The organism is Algoriphagus aquimarinus (genome assembly GCF_900112005.1).
Taxonomy (GTDB): domain Bacteria; phylum Bacteroidota; class Bacteroidia; order Cytophagales; family Cyclobacteriaceae; genus Algoriphagus; species Algoriphagus aquimarinus.
In genome coordinates, this window is the sequence record NZ_FOKK01000009.1 from 183059 (window position 1) to 204193 (window position 21135).

The following is a 21135-nucleotide window of genomic DNA, read 5'->3' on the forward strand; positions in this document are numbered from 1 at the left end:
GAATCTATTTGATTAAATTCAATATTAAGGCCATAGCGGTAATCGCTGAAATTACTAAGGCAATGGATTGGGCTGCATTTTCTCCTGCACCTATTTCCCTTACTTTCATTGGTTCGGCGTACAACTGATCATTTGGTTGAATAAAGTAAAAAGGTGACTCTACCACCTGTCTATCCAATAAATCTATTCTATGAAGTTTTGTGCCTTCTGGGTATTGGCGGATTAAAAGAATCTGGTCACGCTTAGCTACTGGGGTAAGATCTCCCGCATTGGCTATTGCTTCAAAAATGGTCATTCTATCTTGTAAAACAACGAATTTTCCTGGTCTACGGAATTCCCCTAGTGCAGCATAACGAATCCCTCCAAGTTTAACTTTCACATATAACTCAGATTTGACATAGTCTCTAAGCTTCAATTCAATATCCAATCGCGCCTCTTCAAGCGTTTTGTCTTTTACCTTTACATCACCTACTATAGGCAGTCTGATGTTCCCATTCTGATCTACGGTATAGCCTGTCATGTAGTAGATATCTCCACCTGATTGACTTGCTACGTTACCCATCTGACTAGATCCACCTGCTGCTTTATTATTAAAGCCAAACTGCATCATATCCTCTATAGTCTGGATATTGACATCAATGATATCGTTATACTGAAGTTTGTATTCTGGAATCTCATAAGTAATCAACTCGTCATCTTGAATTTGTGTTTTATCTTCAAGATTTTGCAGGTAGATGATTTTCTCATTCGAAATACATCCAAACAGCAGCAAGAAAACTAGGGATAAAATAAATCCCTTAGATAGGTTCCTCATATATGATTTTTTAATTTTTTCTCTCAAAAACTGCGCAAACTTAAACATTTAGCCTTAAATAGTCTGTTTTTTTATCACTTTGCTAAAAACTGACTGTCTTAAAAGCAAAATTACTTATTTATAGATTAGCAATATTTCGGATAATTATAGAATTCTTCGTGCTTTTTCTAAGTCTTCAGCGGTATCTATTGATACAGTTTGATGCAAGGTGTCTACCATTCGTATTCTATACCCATTCTCCAATAATCGAAGCTGCTCCAGCATTTCTATAGATTCCAAATTACTTTTGGGCAAATTAGTAAAGGCCTGAAGCACTTCCCTTCTGTAGGCGTAAATACCCACATGCTTCCAATACGCTACATCCTTTAATTTCTCTCTATTATAAGGAATCAACGATCTGGAAAAGTAAAGGGCGTCTCCCCATAGATCCACCACCACTTTTACCACATTTGGATTTTCTGCTTCTACTGCAGAAATCCTAGATTTAAGTGAAGCCACATCTACCCTAGGGTCCTTAAAAACTTCCACAAGATCAATTAGTGATTTCCTATCCTGAAAGGGCTCATCTCCTTGCACATTTACAATTATATCAGCATTAACGGCACTCAATGCTTCAGCAATTCTATCAGAGCCACTCTCGTGTACTTCTTTACTTACAAAGACCGTTCCTCCAACTTCTTCAATCTGCTTTTTAATTTCTAGATGATCTGTTACCACCCATACTTCATTAAAAACCCCTGAGGCGACGGTACTTAAATAGGTACGCTGAATGACTGACTTACCTCCTAAATCTTGTACAAGTTTAGATGGTAGTCTCGTGGATGCATATCTGGCAGGAATCAGTGCTGCGGTGTGTGGCATAAATTGAGTTGGTATTTCTGAAAAGGTATCAAAACTGCTTGCGCATTTAGCCCTTCTACTTAACCTTAAATGCTTTTATAAGCTTTTGAAAAATATTACGCTGACTTTTCTTTATGCTCTTCTTCTTAGCTTCAAGATCATCTCCGTAATAGTTATACATGTATTTGTTGTTCTGAGAATACAAGTAGGTATTACCATAGCCATAATTGTACCCTTCATAATGATAACCTGAGTTTAGAATACCATTGAACACGCCATATACATTTTTTACCTGCTTATTATTGAAAAGATCGTTGATCATAACCAAGTGATCCTTAACAGTATAATCTTGTCTCACCACATAGAGATTGATATCAAATAATCTCATCAAATCTATGGTTTCGGAAACCAGCCCCATAGGCGGAGTATCAAAAATCACCACATCAAACTGAGTTTCTAAGTAATCTAAAAATTCGATTAACCTAGGTGTCTGAAGTAACTCAGCTGGATTTGGAGGTATCACTCCTGAAGGCACAAACCATAGATTTTCATGACTAGTGGGCAGTATTATTTCATCAGCTTCTACTTTTCCTATCAAATAGGTAGATAAGCCAATCCGGTCTGATTCTCCAAAATAGGAGGCTAATTTTGGCCGTCTAAGGTCACCTCCAACAACTACGGTTCTTTTAGAACCTAAAGCCATTGCTGAAGCTAGGTTTAAGGAAGTAAAGGTCTTTCCTTCACCTGAAACGGAGGAAGTAACCAAGATTTTCTTAGTGTTTTTCCCACTTGCCAAGTAAGTAATCGCTGACCTAAGTGATCTAAATGACTCTGCTACAGCTGATTTCGGGAAATCCAGCACTACCTTATTTGTATCCTTGTGACTGTAGCCTACAATCCCCAATTGAGGAATCATAAAATGTTTTTTCAAGTCTCTCTGATCCTTAATGGTATCATCAAAAATATCACGAACCACTACAAACCCAAAAGGCAGCAATAGGCCTAATACAATTGCCAATCCATAATTCTGCTGCTTCTTGGGGAATATTAATGTACCACGCCTCGCAGCATCTAAAATAGCATTGTCGGACACATTGGAAGCCATGGCAATACCAGCCTCAGCACGTTTTTCCAGTAAATAAGTATAAAGTGATTCTCTTAATTTAAACTCTCTGAAAATCCCAGAATATTCTGATTCTGACTCAGGAAGGGTAGCGAACTCTGCATCATAAAAACGTATATCGCGCTGTATACTACTTTTTTTCTTCTTCGTATTTTCAATCAAATTGACCACATTTTCAAAAAGTGCATCTTGCACCTTTTCCATTTGGACATCAATTTTTAATACTTCTGGATGATTCTCATTGACAGTAGCCAGCAATTTTCTTCTGTCTTGAGAAAGGGTAACCAAGGTCTGAATTAAACCATTTAATAAGGGATCGGGAACACCGATTACAGAGGGGGCAATTACATCAGAAAAGTCTTTGCTCTTCTGCTCCATGTAGGAACGTATTTGTTCAAAATATTCCAGCTGGTAATCAATCTCAGAGTTCATCTCATCGAGATTGTTCATTTTCCCCAATATGTTGGAGAATTCTGCGGAAACATCCAACAACTTGTTCTCAACTTTAAAATTCTGCAATTCACGTTCCTTTTGCTGAAGTGAATCTTCCAAAAAGCCTAATTGCTCTTCAATAAATGCGAGCGTGTTTTCCTGAATCTTATTTTTCTCACTCAGATCGTAAGCGATATAGGACTCCATTACGGCATTAATATAGTCCCTGCCTTTTTCAACAACTTTTGTAGTAGTGCTTAATCGAAGAACCGAGCTATACTCATTCTGCAAATTCACCTGGATTGACCTTGAATAGGTGTCTTCAAGTGAGCTTGGGTTTCTGAACTTAAATACCAATTGCTCATTAATTCTTCCTGGGTTTACCAAGTGAACGATGAACTTTGATTTAGCCGTTTGTATTTCTTCTCCGAAAGAGTAAGTTTTATTATAAATAGATTCATCCCCTGCCGCCATAGCAGAATTAAAGTCCATAATGCTTGTTTCTTCCTGCGCTAGCTTAAATGTCTGCTCAGAAAGAATTTCCATTTGGATCGGCACATCGGAAATCTGAAAATGATTCCAATCTACCTCAATCCGGATCGGAGACCGATCATATAGTTCGATTGCTTTGATATTCGTCTTTGCATAATACTCCACATCAAAATGCAGCTTTTTCAAAGCTTCGCGCGCCAGACCCTTGGATTTTAGGCGGAGAATATCATTCTCTAGATTAAGTCCTGTGGAGAATATATTTGACCTATCCAGAATTCGGGCTTCTGGGGAAGTATTGGTCTTGATCACCATGGAACCCGAAACCTCATACTCATCTACTGTATAGCGATGAAATAGAAAGGTTGCTATCAAAAACAAGGTGATAAAAAACAAGTACCATGGCCAATAGCGAATGTATTTGGCAATCACATACCTGATCTCCAGTGCCTTTTCCTCGTTGTCTAATTGGCTTAAGTCTAACTTCTCCATATCAACTAATTCCCCGTGACCAAATTAATAACTAACAGCGTGGAAGCCAGCAAACCAGCAAAAAGAGCAAGAGAAGCAGTTAGGTTATCTGCATTGCCAAATTGCCTGATATTCATAGGTTCCATATACAAGATATCATTAGGTTGGATGAAATAAAAGGGGCTAGCCAATAATGCTCTATCATTTAAATTGATCTGGTGGATCTTAGTACCTCCATCGTATTGTCGGATGATAAAGAGCTTATTTTTCTTACCCAAAAGAGTTGTTTCGCCCGAATTGGCTAAGGCATCAAAAATAGTAGCCCTATTCTTATAGATCACTTTGACACCTACAGCATTGAATTCTCCCAGCGTGGTATATCGGATGCCGGCGATTCTCAACTTAACGTAGATTTCTTCTTTAAAAAACTTATTGATTTCTAACTGCACTTTCTCTTTTGCTACCTCTTCTGATAGTCCCGCTATATTGATTTTACCTAATTTAGGAACTTCCACATCACCCTTCTGGTCTATAGAATATCCCCTGAAATACAAAGGATCTGAACCTCCTCCTCCTCCGCCACTTCCGCCTATTCCACCGGAACTCTGAGAACCTTGAAAAGAAAAAGCCTCAATAAGTTCAGCATCAGAAGTAGCAAAATCTATCTCTACTATATCAAAAGGCTGTAAAATGTATTCGTAATCAACCTCTGCAAAAGGAATGAATTCGTTTAGTTCTATTGGGGTATTTTCAGGTAGATTTTGCAAATAAGTGATTCGCTTATTACTGATGCAACTGGTTGCAAAAACTACCACACTGGCAAAAAACAGGATTTTCTTCATTCTAGAAGCATAAATTTAGCTTGGGTCAAATATATAAAAATACTTGAGGACAAGGGGCAAGTTTGAATTTAGAACTTAGAAATAAGTAAAACTCAAAGTGGTAATTATCACTATTCAAACTCAATTTTCAAGATTCAATTTTCAAACTATGTAATCAATTAAAAAAGCAATATAGCTCATGATTTTTGTGCAAAGCATAGCTAGCTGCATGAAAAAACATCTATTGACAACGTATAATCGTCAAAGATCATAAAATTACGCAAGGACTTTGGGGTTAATTCCTAAGTTCAAAAATCTCCTTATCTTCATCCTATGCAAATCAGAAAGGCGAATTCAAGTGATTCCACTTCAATAATTAACTTATTGAAGGCCTCCTTGGGAGAAAGTATGATCCCGAAATCTGAGGAACTCTGGAACTGGAAACATAGGGCAAACCCATTTGGAGCATCTCCTGTGCTGGTCGCAGAAGATGATGGTGTAATATGCGGCGTTCGCGTGTTTTTAAAGTGGGAATTCCTTCAAGGAGATCAACTCATAAAAGCTTGTAGAGCAGTAGACACAGCCATCCATCCTGATTATCAAGGAAAAGGACTTTTTAAGAGTCTTACACTTTCTCTTATCGAAGATCTCAAGGAAGAAGGCATAGATCTGATTTATAATACGCCCAATGCGCAAAGTTCACCTGGCTACTTGAAAATGGGCTGGGAAAAATGGGGTAAGCTTCCCCTAAAAATGCACTTTAACCTAAGTTTAAGAAAAAGTAAAAACCAGTCTCCAGCAAGTGACTGGACTAGTATCTCTTCAATTATTCATACAATAGAAGAGTTCAAATTTACATCAGAAAATATTGAGACAAATGTCATCCCGGGTTACATAGGTTGGAGATACATCTCTTGCCCGCTCTTTCCGTATGAGTTCATTTCTGATGGAGAAACCTACCTTTTGATTTACAGAATTAAAGAAGGAAAAATAGGCAAAGAACTCAGAATTGTGGATTTCTTCCAGCTACCAGATTTCGGTCAAAATGAGAAGAAGCAACTAAACAGTCGGTTGAAAACTGTACAAAAGAATGAAAGTGTGAGATTCACTTCTTTTTCTGGGTTACGATTTAAGAATGATTTACCGATTGATATGGGTCTGATGCCAGTGATGTCCATAGGGCCTGAAGTAACGCTTAGACAAGTAAGTTCTACCGATGATCTTCTTCAGAAACCTTGGGCTTGGAGCTTGGGCGATTTGGAAGTTTTTTGAGATCGAAAAGCTTCAATACTATGAGGTTTTATACTGTCTGTAATTAACTTCGCTATACATTTTCGGATGTTCTCCATTAGAAATAAATAGATGCAATGTCGAATGATGAACATTGAATGAAATATGTATATCCGCTTTTCTACCAGTAAAGAGGGAAAAGAAATCTAGAATTTGTTCAAATTTATAATTGAGGTCACTTCGGTCTTCGGTCATCGGTCTTCCGACCAGATAAGCAAAGAATCTAAGGCAACTGGCATCATTGCGGATAATCACATAATGAAGTTTTCAAATCACTGGAAACAAATAAGTAATTGAAAAAAATGAAAGGAAAACAAATCATACAAACGGCAGCTATTCTAGGTGCTTTGGCAGTGGGAATCGGAGCTTTTGGAGCTCATGGATTGAAAGAGATTCTAGCCGAAACTGGTAGAGCCGAAACATTTGAAACTGCAGTGAAATACCACTTTTATCATTCCTTAGCCATCTTCTTGATTGGTATTTTGGCAATTGTAAAACCTGAATGGAAAAAGCTAAGAACTTCAGCGATCTTGATGGCAGTTGGTATTTTGATTTTCTCAGGTTCTTTGTACGTGCTTTCACTCACAGGGATCACCTGGCTAGGAGCTATCACTCCTCTAGGAGGACTGGCTTTTATAGCTGGCTGGATTTTAGTGTTTTTAGCTGCTTCAAAAAATTAAGTATGCATAAAAAGCTCAGTCTCTTGTTCTTATTAGTATTCTTTAGTACCAATCTATTTGGCCAACTCAACCGAGATCAATACCTCAAACTGGAATCTGCCTTAGGTGAAGGAAGTTTTTTCAATGGACATCTCACTGGATTCATGCTTTACGATTTGGATTCTCAGCGAGTACTCTATGAAAAAAATAGTCATCAGCGATTTATTCCAGCTTCAACTACCAAGCTTTTTACGCTATTCTCCTCACTAATTGTCCTAAATGACAGCACGCAAACTTTACGCTATGTCACGGAAGGAAAAACGATTAAGATATGGGGATCTGGCGATCCTAGCTGGAAGTACAAGAAGTTTTTCCAACCTGAGTTCCGTGAATTTCTGGCAACCTATGATAAGGTATTGTTTTCGGATGCGAATATGATGTCTCCAGCCTTTGGATATGGCTGGCAATGGGATGATTATTACTACAATTATTCTGCGGAGCGTACTTCCTTACCTATCTATGGCAATTTGGTGCAGGTGAAAAAGGTAGGCAATGCTCCAACGGTGTTCCCGCCTAGTTTTCAACCAGATATTTTTCCTACTCAAAGAACCATCCGAGAGTTGGAGCGAGATTTTCATAGTAATAAGTTCTACTACAATCCCAATAACTTCCGAGCCAAAGAGGAGTTTATTCCTTTCATCACCTCTCCTGAGCTTTTTATCAAGCTAGCCTCAGATGCTACCGGTAAAAACTGGATTTACCAGCCTGACAGTTTGCCGAAAATCCATCAGGAATGGAGAGGAGCTCCACTATTTCCAATTTTAAAAGAGATGATGTTGGAAAGCGACAATTACCTAGCGGAGCAATTGATGCTGATGGTTTCAGATCGACTTTTCCAGAGATTGGACACCGAGCGTGCCATAGAATACATGCTCAAAACCTATCTGTATGACCTTCCAGACAAACCACAATGGGTGGATGGCTCAGGGTTGAGCCGCCATGACTTGATTACTCCGCGTACTATGGTTGCTCTTTTTGAAAAGATCTATAGGATGGTTCCCGACCAACAGCTTTTTGAATTACTACCAACTGGCGGTAAATCAGGAACTTTGGAAAATAGCTACAGAGCAGAACAACCTTATATTTTCGCGAAAACTGGCACGATGAGCAATAATCATAGCCTCGTAGGTCTAATTAAAGGTAAAAGTGGCAAGTATTATTGCTTTGCCTTTATGAATTCAAACTACCCATGGAAAGCTTCAGAAGTCAGAAGGGAAATGGAAAAAGTGATGGGAATGCTTAGAGAGATGATTTGAACTGAGATTTGTGATTTGTGATTTACGATTTACGATTTACGAGATTAACGCATCAGTTAAAGTATTCGATTAAAGTGTAAGTCCATTCTTTTACTTGTTCTGCACAACAACCTCTGTGTGCTTTATTGTTAAAATAAAATTTCTGAAAATAAATCCATCATTACTGTAAGGATTCAGACAACTCATGGTCTAAAGGGTAAAACAACATAAACCATGAAAAAATCACTGATTCTCTACCTCCTCTTTTTTGGATTCATCAGCTTCTCTTATTCACAAAACTCGTTTGATGTCAAGGTATCTGGCTCTGGACCAACAATCATTTTAATCCCAGGCTTGGCTTCTTCTGGTGAAGTTTGGGATGAAACAGTCCTAGCACTTAGCAAAACCAATGAATGCCATGTACTGACTTTACCTGGCTTTGCTGGTCAGCTTGCTACCGATTTGAATGCTGGTTTTCTCCCAAAAATGAAAACCGAAATTGCCTCATACATTGAAATAATGAACAGACCAGTCCTAGTCATAGGTCATAGTTTGGGCGGATTCTTATCGCTGCAGCTGGCAAATGAGTATCCTGAACTGATCTCCAAAGCTGTAATTGTAGACTCCTACCCTTTTTATTCTGCCGCTATGAATCCTACGGCTACAGTAGAAATGATGAAGCCAATGGCCAAGCAAATAACTTCTACACTAGTCAATTCCAGTCAAGAGGAATTCAATAAACAGCAGGCAGCGAGCATGCCCATCATGACAGCCACAAAAACCCGAATACCACAGCTAGAAGATTGGTCTGTAAAAAGTGATCGAGCTACTATTGGGCAAGCGATATACGAACTGATGACCACTGATTACCGAACAAATCTAAGCGAGCTGAAAACACCAATTCTGGTTTTGGGAGCATGGTATTCCGGGAAAGATTATGGTATGACGGCTGAGTCTGTTAGTGCAAGTTTCGGACAGCAATATCAACTGGCAGAAAATGTACAAATTGAAATGGCACCAACAGCGCATCACTTTATTATGTGGGACAATCCTGAATGGTTTATGACACAAATCCAGAATTTCGTCAAATGAAGAACAGTAAGGAACTTGAGTTCGAAAACCTTTACAAAGCTCACAAGGACAAGATCTTCCGTCTTTGCTTGGGTTTTGTGAAGGATAGAGAACTAGCTCATGACCTTTTTCAGGAGATTTTGATCAAAATCTGGAGGCACCTTGACAGCTTTCGTAGCGATAGTGATATCAGTACCTGGGTCTATAGAATCGCTTACAATACTGCCATTACCTTCTCTGCAAAAGAAAAGAAAAAGCCAGAGCAAGCGGATCTTCCCAGCGGAATGGATCTAGCTGAACCAGAAAACAACAGTCACGAGCAGGAATTACAGCTTCAAAAACTCTACAATGCGATTAATGCGCTGCCAGAAACCGATCGTGTGATAGCGACATTGCTTTTAGAAAACACGCCCTACAAAACGATTGCTGCAGTGACCGGGATTTCTGAAAACTACGTGGCTGTGAAAGTTAACCGCATAAAAATCTCACTCACACAACTCCTCAATCCTAATGGAAAATAACTTCGAAAACATTCAAAAACTTTGGCAGGCACAGAAGCCGGTGGAATTTGACTTGACCACACTAATGGCAGGACTGAAGAAAACCGAGGTCAAGCAACGACGAGAGGTGATTTCTATGTTGATCATCACTCCACTGACGATTGGATTTCTCTTTTGGTCTATGCCTTGGAGAGAGAGTCAGGGAATCGAAATCAGTTTATACATAATTGCTTTTGCAATGATCTGGGTACTTGGTATGGCATTTAGATCAAAAGTTGCCAAAAACGATTCCAGCGAACGGTTTACAAACGAGGAATATCTAAAAACTCAAATCAAGAAGCTGAATTACCGCTACGAAATCGCGGAAAAGTACATGTACGTCTACACCTTCTTCCTTTTGCTAGCACTTAACATCTGTTATTATATCTTACTTGAACCCTTGAATGCCCTCCTACGGATAGGTATTCACCTTGCTTTGACAGTTGTGGTGGGTGGTTTTATGCATTGGCAAATAAGAAAAAAAGTAAAAAAATACGATAAGGAACTGAAGCCGATGATGGAGCAGATGGAAGGAATGCTGGAGAAGAAAGATGGATTAAGTTAAATAGTCAAGGGAATCAAACAAAACTCTTAGTGCTTTCTTCGTAAGGTTTGTGACTAAAAAAGTAATTGCATTCACAGTGATTTGTCAGAACCGTAGTCTGTAACTCAAACTTGAAAGAACAGTATCTTTTATGAGTACTGAAATGCATGCCGAAATAAAGTCCGAAGAGTATTACTAACAAACCCTGAAGAGCTTAGAGCGTAAGGATATCTGAAAATAAACTCATATTTTAGATAAAACTTTGAGGCTATGAAAACGATAGAGGTAAAACGAAAGCTAATTGAGAAAATAGAGCAAATTAATGATCCAAAAATTCTTGATGAAGTAAATCGTTTATTGGAATTTGATCTGGATTCTTCAGAGAGATTGATTTTATCAAATGATCAACTAAACATCATCGAAGAAGGAAGAGCACAATACTTCTCAGCTCAAGTCAAAAACAATGACCAGCTAAACGAAGAAATTGAGGAGTGGCTAAGAAAGTAGTATGGACCTTAAAAGCGGAACAGAATAGAAAGGAAATTTTATCCTATTGGAAGAAGAGGAATAAATCAAATCTCTACCCTATTAAACTTAATGGCCTTTTTAAGGAGGCTGTTAAAATTATCCAATCAAATCCACATATTGGCAAACTCACAACATCAGGAAACGTACGATCAAAAATCGTAAAGGATTACCTGATGTTTTATGAGGAATTCCCTGAAGAACTTGTAATCCTAGCGATCTGGGATAATAGGCAAAACCCAGAAAACCAAGAATATTTTTCTACTACTTGAAAACACAAATAGGTTGTTAATACCCAATTTATAAACCATGTCAGTTTCCTAGTAGGGTAATTCACTGACTAGAATCTGTATTAGCGCAGTCATCAGATAGATTTACTTTTTATAAGAATTAGTAGTTGCTCACAGACATCCTAACTAATTCAAGTCGGTTAATGTAAAATGCATCTTTACATAGCGTTAACTCCCACAATTGAGCTCTAAGCTTGCCGAAATTCTCATTTTCGTGAGTAATCTTTGCTTCATACCATCACTTTTCCCTAATGGGCGAAAGATTTTTCGCACCGACGTTCGTTGTATCAAAAAATCTTCGAGGATCCATTAAAGACTATCCGCTCCGCCGTTGCGAGCCATATCCTTTTATGCCAGTGAAGAGGATCTTACTATTCAAAATAAAAAAGCCCTATTTTCACGTTTAAGTATAAACCTTCTATTTACATGCAAAAACGCGCTTTCCTCAAATCCCTTGGACTTCTTGCCGGATCATTTCCGATGCTTTCTTTTGATTCAGCTCATTCAGCTTACGACCCAAAAACTCTTTTGCCGAAGGCACTTAAAAAAGGTGATACAGTTGGGCTGATTTCTCCCTCTGCGGCTACTGCAGATAGGATGCAGTTTACTTTTGCTAAGGAAGCGTTGGAAGCGTTGGGATTCGAAGTTAAACTTGGTAAAAACCTGATGAGTCGCAGAGGACATTTGGCTGGAACTGATGAAGAACGTGCTGGAGATTTGAATGATATGTTCGCTGACAAAGAAGTAAAAGCAATCGTAAGCATTCGTGGAGGTTCGGGTGCGGCTAGGATTTTGCCTTTAATCGATTATAAAAACATCTCCAAAAACCCAAAACCACTTCTTGGTTATTCGGACATCACAGCTTTGCATTGTGCTATTCACGCTCAAACTGGCTTGATTACTTTTCATGGCCCGATGGGTTCTGGAAGCTGGAACAGCTTCAATGTGGATCAATTTGAGAAAGTATTCTTTGAGCAGGAAATGATTACTTACGAAAACATCCATTCTGAGAGCGATGAGTTAGTAGTCAAATCAAACCGAATTCAAACCATTACAGCTGGTAAAGCTACAGGTAAAATATTGGGAGGAAATCTATCCGTTTTGACTGCAATATCCGGTTCTCCCTATTATCCAGATTTCAAAGACGCAATTCTTTTCATCGAAGATGTAGGAGAAGATCCATACAAAATGGATCGTATGATGAGCACCCTGAAATTGAATGGCACACTGGAAAATATTAAAGGCTTTGTCTTTGGTCAATGTTCTGATTGCGAGCCTGGTGGCGGATATGGCTCACTTACTTTGGATCAGGTGCTAGATGATTACATTCTCCCGCTTAATATTCCTGCATACTCTGGCGCGATGATTGGACATATTTCTAAGCAATTTATCATACCTGTAGGAGCGAAAGTTGCTATGGACGCGGACAAAGGAACCATTACACTACTTGAGTCCGTATTTCAGTAAGAAATAAGAAAGGGCTTACTATGAAATGAGCAAGGAATCAGGTTCTCAAATGTAGAGCATAGGATTATTGCGAATGGTATGTGTCCATTGACAATCAATTAACTACACATGAAATTTGTACTCATCACGTTTACTATTCTGGGAATGCTTTCCTGTAACAGTTCTAAGAATATGCTTCCCGATAATTCAGATTCACAAATGACTGAAAACACGACAGATAATTCCACCAAACTCACCTATTTGGCGCTCGGAGATAGCTATACTATCGGCGAAGGAGTCAGCGATGCTGGTCGATATCCCAGCCAATTGATTACTCAATTGAATGCCGAAAGCAGTAAAGTTTGGGATGCTCCAAAAGTGATAGCACGGACAGGTTGGACTGTTGATGAATTGGAACAAGGAATAAACAGAGACGATATTGAAGGGAATACCTACGATTTGGTTACCCTTTCGATTGGGGTGAATAATCAATACCGTGGACTTCCTATTTCGAAATTCGAAGAGGAGTTTGAAAAAATGCTTCTACGAGCCATCAGCTTTGCTCGGGCAAATAGTAATCACGTAGTGGTACTATCTATCCCAGACTGGGGAGTTACACCTTTCGCTGCTCAAAGTGGCAGAGATAAAAGTAAAATTGCCGATGATATCGATGCCTATAATCGATTGAAAGCTAAAATTTGCGAAAAGCATGACGTCACTTATATTGATATTACCACTTTATACAGAAAAGAAGGAGCTCAGCCAGACATGCTTGCGGCGGATGGTTTACATCCTAGTGCAAAAATGTACGGACTTTGGACGGAAAAGCTTTTTGAGCAAGTCCAATTGAAAAATTACTAAATCATGAAACCTTTCTAATTTTGCAAAGCTGTAGACTAATAGCCTAACACTATGAAAATTATTTGCATTGGCCGAAACTATGCGGCTCATATAGAGGAATTGAAAAATGAAACTCCCGGAAATCCGGTCGTTTTTCTAAAGCCAGATACTGCGCAATTGAAGGACGGAGCTCCTTTTTTCTACCCTGAATTTTCTAAAAATATCCATCATGAAGCCGAGCTAGTGCTGAAGATTTCCAAACAAGGAAAATACATTCAGAAGAAATTTGCCCATCGCTATTTTGATGAAATAGGATTTGGAATTGACTTTACCGCGCGCGATCTCCAGGATCAATGCAAGGCAAAAGGCTTGCCCTGGGAAATAGCCAAGGGATTCAACGGAGCTGCTCCAATTGGAGGCTTCAAATCCGTTGATGAATTTGAAGATCTGAAAAACATAGATTTTCATTTGACCATCAATGGCGAGACTAGACAAAAAGGAAATACCTCTTTGATGCTTTTTGATTTCGGAACAATCATAGAATATGTGTCGCAATTTTTCATGCTAAAAAAAGGAGATTTAATCTATACTGGAACACCTGCAGGAGTGGGTCCAGTGCAGATTGGGGATCAGTTGGAAGGATTTATAGGAACAGAAAAGTTATTGGATTTTGAAGTTAAGTAAGTTGCGCTACGCCCTCCTTTTTCTTGGATTCTTTACCGCGCTTGAGCTGAATGCTCAGGAAGTGGACAAGGGCTATTTCAAGAATCCAATCAGCCCGGGAACCAGAAATTATCTAGCGGGAAACTTTGCAGAGTTAAGACCCAACCACTTTCATACGGGTTTGGATTTCAAAACTGGTGGTCAAGAAGGTCTTCCGATCTTGGCTGCAGCCGATGGCTGGGTTTATAGAATTAAGATATCATCCTTTGGTTACGGTAATGTGATTTACCTCAAGCATCCAAATGGCAAAATCACGCTCTACGGACACCTGCGGAATTTCAACAAGGAGCTTGGCGACTACATGCGTAAGAAAATGTATGAGGCAAAAGCAATTGATTTGGAAGTATTTCCTGAGCCTGGAGAATTGCCCGTAAAGCAGGGTCAAAGGATAGCAGATAGCGGAAATACGGGTGGATCTGGTGGACCACATTTGCATTTTGAGATACGTGATAGTCTCGAAAGAGCCATGGACCCTCTCCTATTTGGCTTTCCTGAAATTCTAGATAACACGGCACCGGTACCTCAAAGCATAGCCATAGTTCCACTGGATATAGACTCCCGAGTGAATGGGAAATTTGCAAGGCTTGTAGTCACACCAGTAGCCAGCGGCTCTAATTACCGCTTACCGAGTGATATTAAGATTACTGGAAAAGTAGGTATAGAAATCCGCAGCTACGATCAACTGGATGGAGCCAGTAATAAAAATGGCTCTCCTACTTTTGAATTGGCTGATGAAAAAGGCACGGTATTCAATTTGACTGTGAACAAGGTTGATTTCAACTATACGAGACAATTCCTATTGTACACCTATCAAAATAGCTATTCAAAACTTTATTCTCAGAAGAATTTAAAGTTTGAATTTATCAGTCCAAATACTGAAACATCTGGACACCTAGAACTAGAGCCTGGAGTAAAAAAAGACTACAAACTGAAGCTACGCGATGCTCATGGAAATGAACGTCAGATTAGTTTCACGTTGCAAGGTCAGGATTTGGAGACGAATGTAAATGATGGCACTGCTCCTTCTCGGGCTTCGCTGGATTACATCAATAATATCCTGAAAATCAAGGCTCCAGTTACTCCAAAAGGGGGGTTAGCAAAATTCTATGTAGGTGCAAACCAATTTGAAATGCTTCCGGCCTATCAGGACGCAAACAGTCGCACCTACCTTTGGGACATGGAATTTGGCATTCCTGACGAAATTGATATTTGCTCTGAAGTGGTAATACCTGGGATCAATGCACTAATACCTGCAGGAAAAGAGATCTCCTACTCAGACAAAAACGTGCAACTGAATTTCAAGCACGAGACTGTTCTAGATGATTTGTACTTGAGAATTTCTCAGTCTGGATCTGCTTCAGCACCACGCTTGATAGTGAATAGCAACCGGGAATATCTTTGGAACGCAGTGAACATTCTGTGGGATGTACCTGGCTATACTGGGAACAAAGATCGGTCTCATGCTTACTATACCTCTGGCGGCTCCAAATCTTTTTTGGGAGGTACATGGAATGGAAATACCCTAAATTTTGGGTCTAGGTATTTGGGAGAAATTTCCATTTTGCAGGATAATACCAAGCCTACGATCCAGTTAATCAAAGTCAATTCCTCTGATATGCGCTTCGTGATCAAGGATGATTTATCAGGAATCGACACTTATGAAGCTTTTGTAAATGGCAAATGGGTTTTGATGCGATATGAGTACAAGCAAGCGGTGATTTGGTCCGAAAAATTAACGAATGAACCGTTCAAAGGAGAAGTTTTGCTAAAAGTTACCGATAAAGCTGGCAATACTGCTGAATGGAAAGGAACGATTGGTTAAATTAGGCGCCTTAAACAATAGTATATGAAATTAGAAGAAGGCCAAATGGCCCCAGATTTTGAAGCGAAAATTGAGACAGGAGAAACGATCAAGCTTTCTGACTATCGAGGGAAAAAGGTTGTCCTCTATTTTTACCCAAAAGACGCTACCCCAGGATGTACTGCGCAAGCATGTAACCTGAGGGACAATTACGATGCGTTACAAAATGCAGGTTATGTAGTCTTTGGGATCAGTTCAGATGCAGAGAAATCGCATGTGAAATTCAAAGAAAAGCAGGCCCTCCCATTTTCACTTATCGCTGACACTGACCTGAAAGTTCACGAAGCTTTCGGCACATGGCAGGAAAAGAATACGTTTGGCAAAACCTATATGGGAACCGTCAGAACGACTTTTGTCATCGACGAAGAAGGCAAAATTGCTGAAATAATAGAAAAAGTAAATACAAAAGAGCATACCTCTCAAATCCTTAAATAGACCTATCCGAAATGGAAAAAAAATCAATCGAACAACTCGAAAGCGTTGCATCACAGGTTCGTAGGGACATTCTTAGAATGGTCCATGCGGTACAGTCAGGACACCCTGGCGCATCTTTAGGTTGTACAGAATTCTTTGTAGCACTGTACTTTGACCAGTTAAATCACGATTCAAACTTCAAAATGGAAGGAAAAGGTGAAGACCTATTTTTCCTTTCCAATGGCCATATTTCACCCGTTTGGTACTCTGTACTTGCTAGATCAGGCTATTTTTCTCCTGAGGAAATGGACACATTCAGAAAACTGAATTCTAGACTTCAAGGTCACCCAGCTACAGAAGAAGGACTTCCAGGAATCAGAATCGCTTCTGGATCACTAGGTCAAGGCATGTCAGTAGCAATCGGTGCTGCACAAGCTAAAAAAATCGATGGCGACGGAAGTACTGTTTATGTACTTATGGGCGATGGCGAGCAAGAAGAAGGTCAAGTTTGGGAAGCAGCTATGTATGCAGCTCACTGGAAAGTAGACAATTTGATCGCTACTATTGACTTGAACAGGCAGCAGATCGATGGACCTACCGCGGAGATCATGGACTTGATCGACTTGAGAGCAAAATATGAGTCTTTCGGATGGGAAGTTATTGATACCCTACAGGGAAATGACATGAAGTCTGTAGTAGAAGGACTGGAAAAAGCTAAGAGTCTTAGCGGCAAAGGAAAGCCAGTGATGAATTTACTTCATACTGAAATGGGCTTTGGCGTTGACTTTATGGTTGGCACACACAAGTGGCATGGTATCGCTCCAAGTGACGAGCAACTAGCAGACGCTTTGGGACAATTACCAGAAACCATTGGTGATTTTTAATCAAGGCTATTTTTAGACCATTTACTCAAAAGAAAACATGGAAAAGACATTGGATTTAAAATTCAACTATACAGAAAAAAAAGATACACGTTCAGGATTCGGTGATGGCTTATTAGAAGCTGGCCGTAAGAACCCTAATGTGGTAGGACTTTGTGCTGATTTGATCGGTTCATTGAAAATGGGAGCATTCCAGAAGGAATTCCCAGAGCGATTCTTCCAAACTGGTATCGCAGAAGCGAACATGATGGGTATAGCAGCGGGTATGACTATCAATGGCAAGATTCCTTTTACAGGTACTTTCGCCAACTTCTCAACCGGTCGTGTGTATGATCAGATTCGTCAGTCTATCGCCTACTCTGGTAAGAATGTGAAAATCTGTGCATCTCACGCAGGCTTGACTCTTGGAGAAGACGGTGCTACTCACCAGATCCTGGAAGATGTGGGCATGATGAAAATGCTTCCGCACATGACGGTGATTAATCCTTGCGATTATAACCAGACTAAAGCGGCAACTATTGCGATTGCTGAATACGAAGGACCTGTTTACCTAAGATTCGGCCGTCCATCTTGGCCTATTTTCACTGATCCAGCTCAGAAGTTTGAGATCGGAAAAGCTTGGAAAATGATCGAGGGAACTGACGTAACTATTTTCGCAACTGGCCATTTGGTATGGGAAGCAGTAGTAGCTGAAGCAATCTTGAGAAGCGAAGGCATCTCTGCTGAAGTGATCAACATTCACACGATCAAGCCACTGGACGAGGAAGCAATTCTTGATTCTGTAGCTAAAACTGGCTGTGCAGTCACAGCAGAAGAACACCAATACAATGGTGGCTTAGGCGATAGCGTAGCTCAAACCTTAGCAAGACACAATCCTGCTCCTGTGGAGTATGTGGGTGTAAACGACAGCTTTGGCGAGTCTGGAACTCCTACTCAATTACTTGAGAAATATGGCTTGAACGCTGCAAACATTGTAGCTGCTGCCAAGAAAGTTTTGGCTAGAAAGTAAATTGTATAGCACAGCTGCTTCTGGAGAAGCAGCTTAACGATTTATGAAACCACAGTCAGATGACTGTGGTTTTTTATTGTTTTCTATCTTAGGAAAAGTTTTAAATTCTGATGATTAGCCTCGATAACGATCTTACACTTTACCCTATCAAACTCGAAGATCAACCCACACTATTTGAATTGATGGATGAGGTTTACAACAGCGCCTATCCGGATTTCTGGACTGATGAAGGTGAATGGTATTTAGAGTTATGCTATAGTTTTGAAAATCTCAAAAAGGAGCTTTCTGCCGATAATAGCCATTATTTTTTCGTGGAATATCAAGGAAATAAAGTTGGAATTCTAAAGTATGACTTCCCCTTTTCGCCTACAAAAACTGAAATTCCACATGCGATGAAACTTCACCGACTTTATCTAGCACAGTCGGTGCACGGAACTGGAATAGCCCAGCAATTAATGCAGTATGTTGAGAAAGTTGCCAAAGAAAACGAGTTGGATTTTATTTGGTTGGAAGCCATGACTAAAAAGCCTCAGGCAAAACGATTTTACGAGAAGATGGGATATGCTTGGGTATTAACCTATCAATTGGAATTTGAACGTCTGCACTCTGAAGTTAGGGGAATACAGATCATGAAGAAAAAGGTCTAAAAAAAGCCTCTCCTGTTTCTAGGAGAGGCTTTAGTGTTAAGAATTGAATTTTACTTTTTGATCAATCTCTTGTTCATCACAAGTATTCCTGTCTTCACCTGAACTGTGTAAATACCCGGACTCAGGTGGGCAATAGCTATCTGGTAAGTAGCCATACCATTTTGAACTCCTTCTTCCTGATAAACCAATCTTCCGACTGCATCATAGATTCTAATTCCCACATTCATGCTTTGGTCCAATTCTACTTCAAGATTTACATCCGAACTTGCTGGATTAGGGAACATGTTGAATTCTCCGAATCTAGGCTCTCGGCTTAGCTCAATTGCTCTTTCGATCGTCTGCCCTGCTCTATCCGTACTAAAGACTGTTATTCTGGCTGTTGCTGGAATAACAGTTCCCTTCCAAACAACTGACTTCCCAACAAGCTCAAAATCAGTATGCTCAGCGATCGTATAGGTATGCTGATCATCCACAGGATCAATCGTATTAAAATCACCTATCACGCTACCGTTATGGATATTTCTAAGTAGAATAGAATTGCTCAATTTAATATCTGTTGCCAGAGGCTTATCTGCCACTAGTACATTGACATTAATTTGCTCTTCAAGAGTAAACCATTCGTTAGCCTGCACATCAACTTTCATTTCATAGAAACCTGCTGCAAGTGGATTGTACGATTCAGCGTTGATAGTCAGCTTGATTTTCTTTTGCTCAAACCAGTTTTCGCTCTGAGAAACGATTTTATCATTTATCACTTCAAGCGGAGTATTCCATGGAACAGTGATCAATTCTGGCTCATCTTCCATTCTGTAAGTAACATTACAGTTACCGATATAGGAACCTGGGCTTCCTGCAAGTAAGGCATTCACTGCATTTGCGCTGACACATATGTTATTTCTCTTGCCATTTGGCATAACATGACAGACCTGAACTTTATCTTGTCCGGCTTTGCCACAAGAGGCTTCGACTGAGATCACTTTAGAGAAGATTTCATTTCCTACACATTGGCCATTTACAATCAACTCTACCTTGTATTCTCTCACAAAGTCACCATTTGCAACAACCTGATAAGTTGAATTCACGACATTAGGAATATGAGTGAATGTGCCACCGTCATTTCTCGAGAACCATTTGTAAGTTACTCCTGAATAAGATGAAGGCTGATAAGCAGCTGTCAAGGTAGTGCTGGAAGGTAATCCTAGGGAACTTGCCGCTCCATCAAATATAACCACATTGCCATTTGAATTTTTTGGAATGCTTGAACTAATGGTCGCTTTCATTACTGTCAATTGAGCTACCGTAGTCGACTGAGAACCAGTAAGATTTCCTGAATAAGGAACAAATTCAGCTGTGATAGAATAGGTAGTTCCTAGTGGAAGACTAATTGGGAAGGAATTAGAGAAAGTGCCACCAGTAACCGATGAAGCTGTGACAGTTCCTATTGTGGTACTACCGTTTTTGAAGGTGACTATACCGCCAAGGCTATTAACATCGGCTTGGATAGCCGGATTAATCGTATTTACTATCGCAGTTAGAGTAACGTCATCTCCATCGCAGTCAGCAATAGAGTTTTGAACTGAGATAGTGGTTGACGCTTCGTTGATTACAATTTGAACTGAACCGTTGTCATCGGTATAGTTACCAGTAATATCAATGAACGTCCAGTAAGCGGTCCCACCAGGAACATTGGTGAAGCTTGCACCAAGATTCAATCCTACCAAGGTTTCACCTTGTATTCCAATAGCTGTGACTGTTGCTCCATGTGCAGCTCCATCGTATGTTCCAGTGTACCCCGTAACCGTGATAGATGCAGCTATTTGATTGATTGCAAATGCTGCCCAGTCACTAGATCCTGAGATATAGTTGGTATTGCCTGCGAAGTTTGATCTCACACGGTATGAGCCAGCATCTGTTGGTGCTCCTGCTATGCTAGACCAAACACTTCCGTTATACTCTTCGTACTCGAACGTTACTGAAGGACTTAAAGGAGTTCCTCCTAATCCGGTTACAGCTCCAGTCGCTTCAAATGGATTACCATTGTAGTCGCCGCTTGATCTGATTACAGTGATGCTAGCAGCTATTTGGTTTATGGCAAATGCAGCCCAATCACT

Annotated in this window: 21 protein-coding genes; 16 read left to right on the plus strand and 5 right to left on the minus strand. The window is 39.8% G+C overall.

Annotated elements, in window-relative coordinates:
* Positions 1–4: 4 nt before the first annotated feature.
* The 4 genes from BM291_RS13400 to BM291_RS13415 form a co-directional block, all read right to left on the minus strand.
* Positions 5–814, minus strand: coding sequence for a polysaccharide biosynthesis/export family protein (locus BM291_RS13400; protein WP_092898290.1), 810 nt, complete (start codon positions 812–814; stop codon positions 5–7).
* Between the two features lie 144 nt (positions 815–958).
* The gene (gene kdsB, locus BM291_RS13405) at positions 959–1675 is read right to left on the minus strand and encodes a 3-deoxy-manno-octulosonate cytidylyltransferase (protein WP_092898236.1); all 717 of its coding nucleotides are present in this window, start codon (positions 1673–1675) and stop codon (positions 959–961) included.
* Positions 1676–1730: 55 nt separating this feature from the next.
* Positions 1731–4190, minus strand: coding sequence for a GumC family protein (locus BM291_RS13410; protein WP_092898238.1), 2460 nt, complete (start codon positions 4188–4190; stop codon positions 1731–1733).
* Positions 4191–4195: 5 nt separating this feature from the next.
* Positions 4196–5011 carry a polysaccharide biosynthesis/export family protein gene (locus tag BM291_RS13415; RefSeq protein WP_092898240.1) on the minus strand — a complete coding sequence of 272 codons (816 nt, stop codon included), beginning with the start codon at positions 5009–5011 and terminating at the stop codon, positions 4196–4198.
* Positions 5012–5323: 312 nt separating this feature from the next.
* Here BM291_RS13415 and BM291_RS13420 point away from each other — a divergent pair, with 312 nt between their 5' ends.
* The 16 genes from BM291_RS13420 (at position 5324) to BM291_RS13495 (ending at position 19024) form a co-directional block, all read left to right on the plus strand.
* Entirely contained in the window at positions 5324–6262 is a 939-nt protein-coding gene (locus tag BM291_RS13420) for a GNAT family N-acetyltransferase (protein ID WP_092898242.1), read from the plus strand.
* Positions 6263–6582: 320 nt separating this feature from the next.
* The gene (locus BM291_RS13425) at positions 6583–6960 is read left to right on the plus strand and encodes a DUF423 domain-containing protein (RefSeq protein ID WP_092898244.1); all 378 of its coding nucleotides are present in this window, start codon (positions 6583–6585) and stop codon (positions 6958–6960) included.
* Positions 6961–6962: 2 nt separating this feature from the next.
* Complete coding sequence (locus BM291_RS13430) at positions 6963–8255, plus strand: D-alanyl-D-alanine carboxypeptidase (protein ID WP_092898246.1); 1293 nt, start codon at positions 6963–6965, stop codon at positions 8253–8255.
* A 213-nt stretch (positions 8256–8468) separates the two neighbouring features.
* Positions 8469–9326, plus strand: a complete 858-nt coding sequence (locus tag BM291_RS13435) for an alpha/beta fold hydrolase (protein ID WP_092898248.1) — start codon at positions 8469–8471, stop codon at positions 9324–9326.
* Positions 9323–9826, plus strand: a complete 504-nt coding sequence (locus tag BM291_RS13440) for an RNA polymerase sigma factor (protein WP_175499703.1) — start codon at positions 9323–9325, stop codon at positions 9824–9826. The genes BM291_RS13435 and BM291_RS13440 overlap by 4 nt, the downstream gene beginning before the upstream one ends.
* Positions 9816–10409, plus strand: coding sequence for a hypothetical protein (locus BM291_RS13445; protein WP_092898250.1), 594 nt, complete (start codon positions 9816–9818; stop codon positions 10407–10409). Before BM291_RS13440 ends, BM291_RS13445 begins: the two co-directional genes overlap by 11 nt.
* 249 nt (positions 10410–10658) lie before the next feature.
* A complete protein-coding gene (locus tag BM291_RS13450; RefSeq protein WP_092898252.1) occupies positions 10659–10895 on the plus strand; it encodes a hypothetical protein in 237 nt (78 codons plus the stop codon).
* Positions 10880–11185: a type II toxin-antitoxin system RelE/ParE family toxin gene (locus tag BM291_RS13455; protein WP_092898254.1), complete on the plus strand. Its 306-nt coding sequence runs from the start codon at positions 10880–10882 to the stop codon at positions 11183–11185. The genes BM291_RS13450 and BM291_RS13455 overlap by 16 nt, the downstream gene beginning before the upstream one ends.
* A gap of 444 nt (positions 11186–11629) precedes the next feature.
* Positions 11630–12670, plus strand: coding sequence for a S66 peptidase family protein (locus BM291_RS13460; RefSeq protein WP_092898256.1), 1041 nt, complete (start codon positions 11630–11632; stop codon positions 12668–12670).
* A gap of 108 nt (positions 12671–12778) precedes the next feature.
* Complete coding sequence (locus BM291_RS13465) at positions 12779–13510, plus strand: SGNH/GDSL hydrolase family protein (RefSeq protein ID WP_245786869.1); 732 nt, start codon at positions 12779–12781, stop codon at positions 13508–13510.
* Between the two features lie 51 nt (positions 13511–13561).
* Positions 13562–14173, plus strand: a complete 612-nt coding sequence (locus tag BM291_RS13470; protein ID WP_092898258.1) for a fumarylacetoacetate hydrolase family protein — start codon at positions 13562–13564, stop codon at positions 14171–14173.
* Positions 14160–16034: a M23 family metallopeptidase gene (locus tag BM291_RS13475; protein ID WP_245786870.1), complete on the plus strand. Its 1875-nt coding sequence runs from the start codon at positions 14160–14162 to the stop codon at positions 16032–16034. The genes BM291_RS13470 and BM291_RS13475 overlap by 14 nt, the downstream gene beginning before the upstream one ends.
* Positions 16035–16058: 24 nt before the next feature.
* Positions 16059–16508 (plus strand): thioredoxin-dependent thiol peroxidase, encoded by a 450-nt coding sequence (gene bcp / locus BM291_RS13480; RefSeq protein WP_092898260.1) that lies wholly within the window; start codon positions 16059–16061, stop codon positions 16506–16508.
* Between the two features lie 11 nt (positions 16509–16519).
* Positions 16520–17371 (plus strand): transketolase, encoded by an 852-nt coding sequence (locus BM291_RS13485; RefSeq protein ID WP_092898262.1) that lies wholly within the window; start codon positions 16520–16522, stop codon positions 17369–17371.
* Between the two features lie 37 nt (positions 17372–17408).
* Complete coding sequence (locus BM291_RS13490; RefSeq protein WP_092898264.1) at positions 17409–18377, plus strand: transketolase family protein; 969 nt, start codon at positions 17409–17411, stop codon at positions 18375–18377.
* Between the two features lie 110 nt (positions 18378–18487).
* The gene (locus BM291_RS13495) at positions 18488–19024 is read left to right on the plus strand and encodes a GNAT family N-acetyltransferase (RefSeq protein ID WP_092898266.1); all 537 of its coding nucleotides are present in this window, start codon (positions 18488–18490) and stop codon (positions 19022–19024) included.
* 50 nt (positions 19025–19074) lie between these two features.
* Here BM291_RS13495 and BM291_RS13500 read toward each other — a convergent pair.
* Positions 19075–21135, minus strand: a 2061-nt coding sequence (locus BM291_RS13500; protein WP_139229098.1) for a T9SS type A sorting domain-containing protein, incomplete at its 5' end; no start/stop codon positions are given.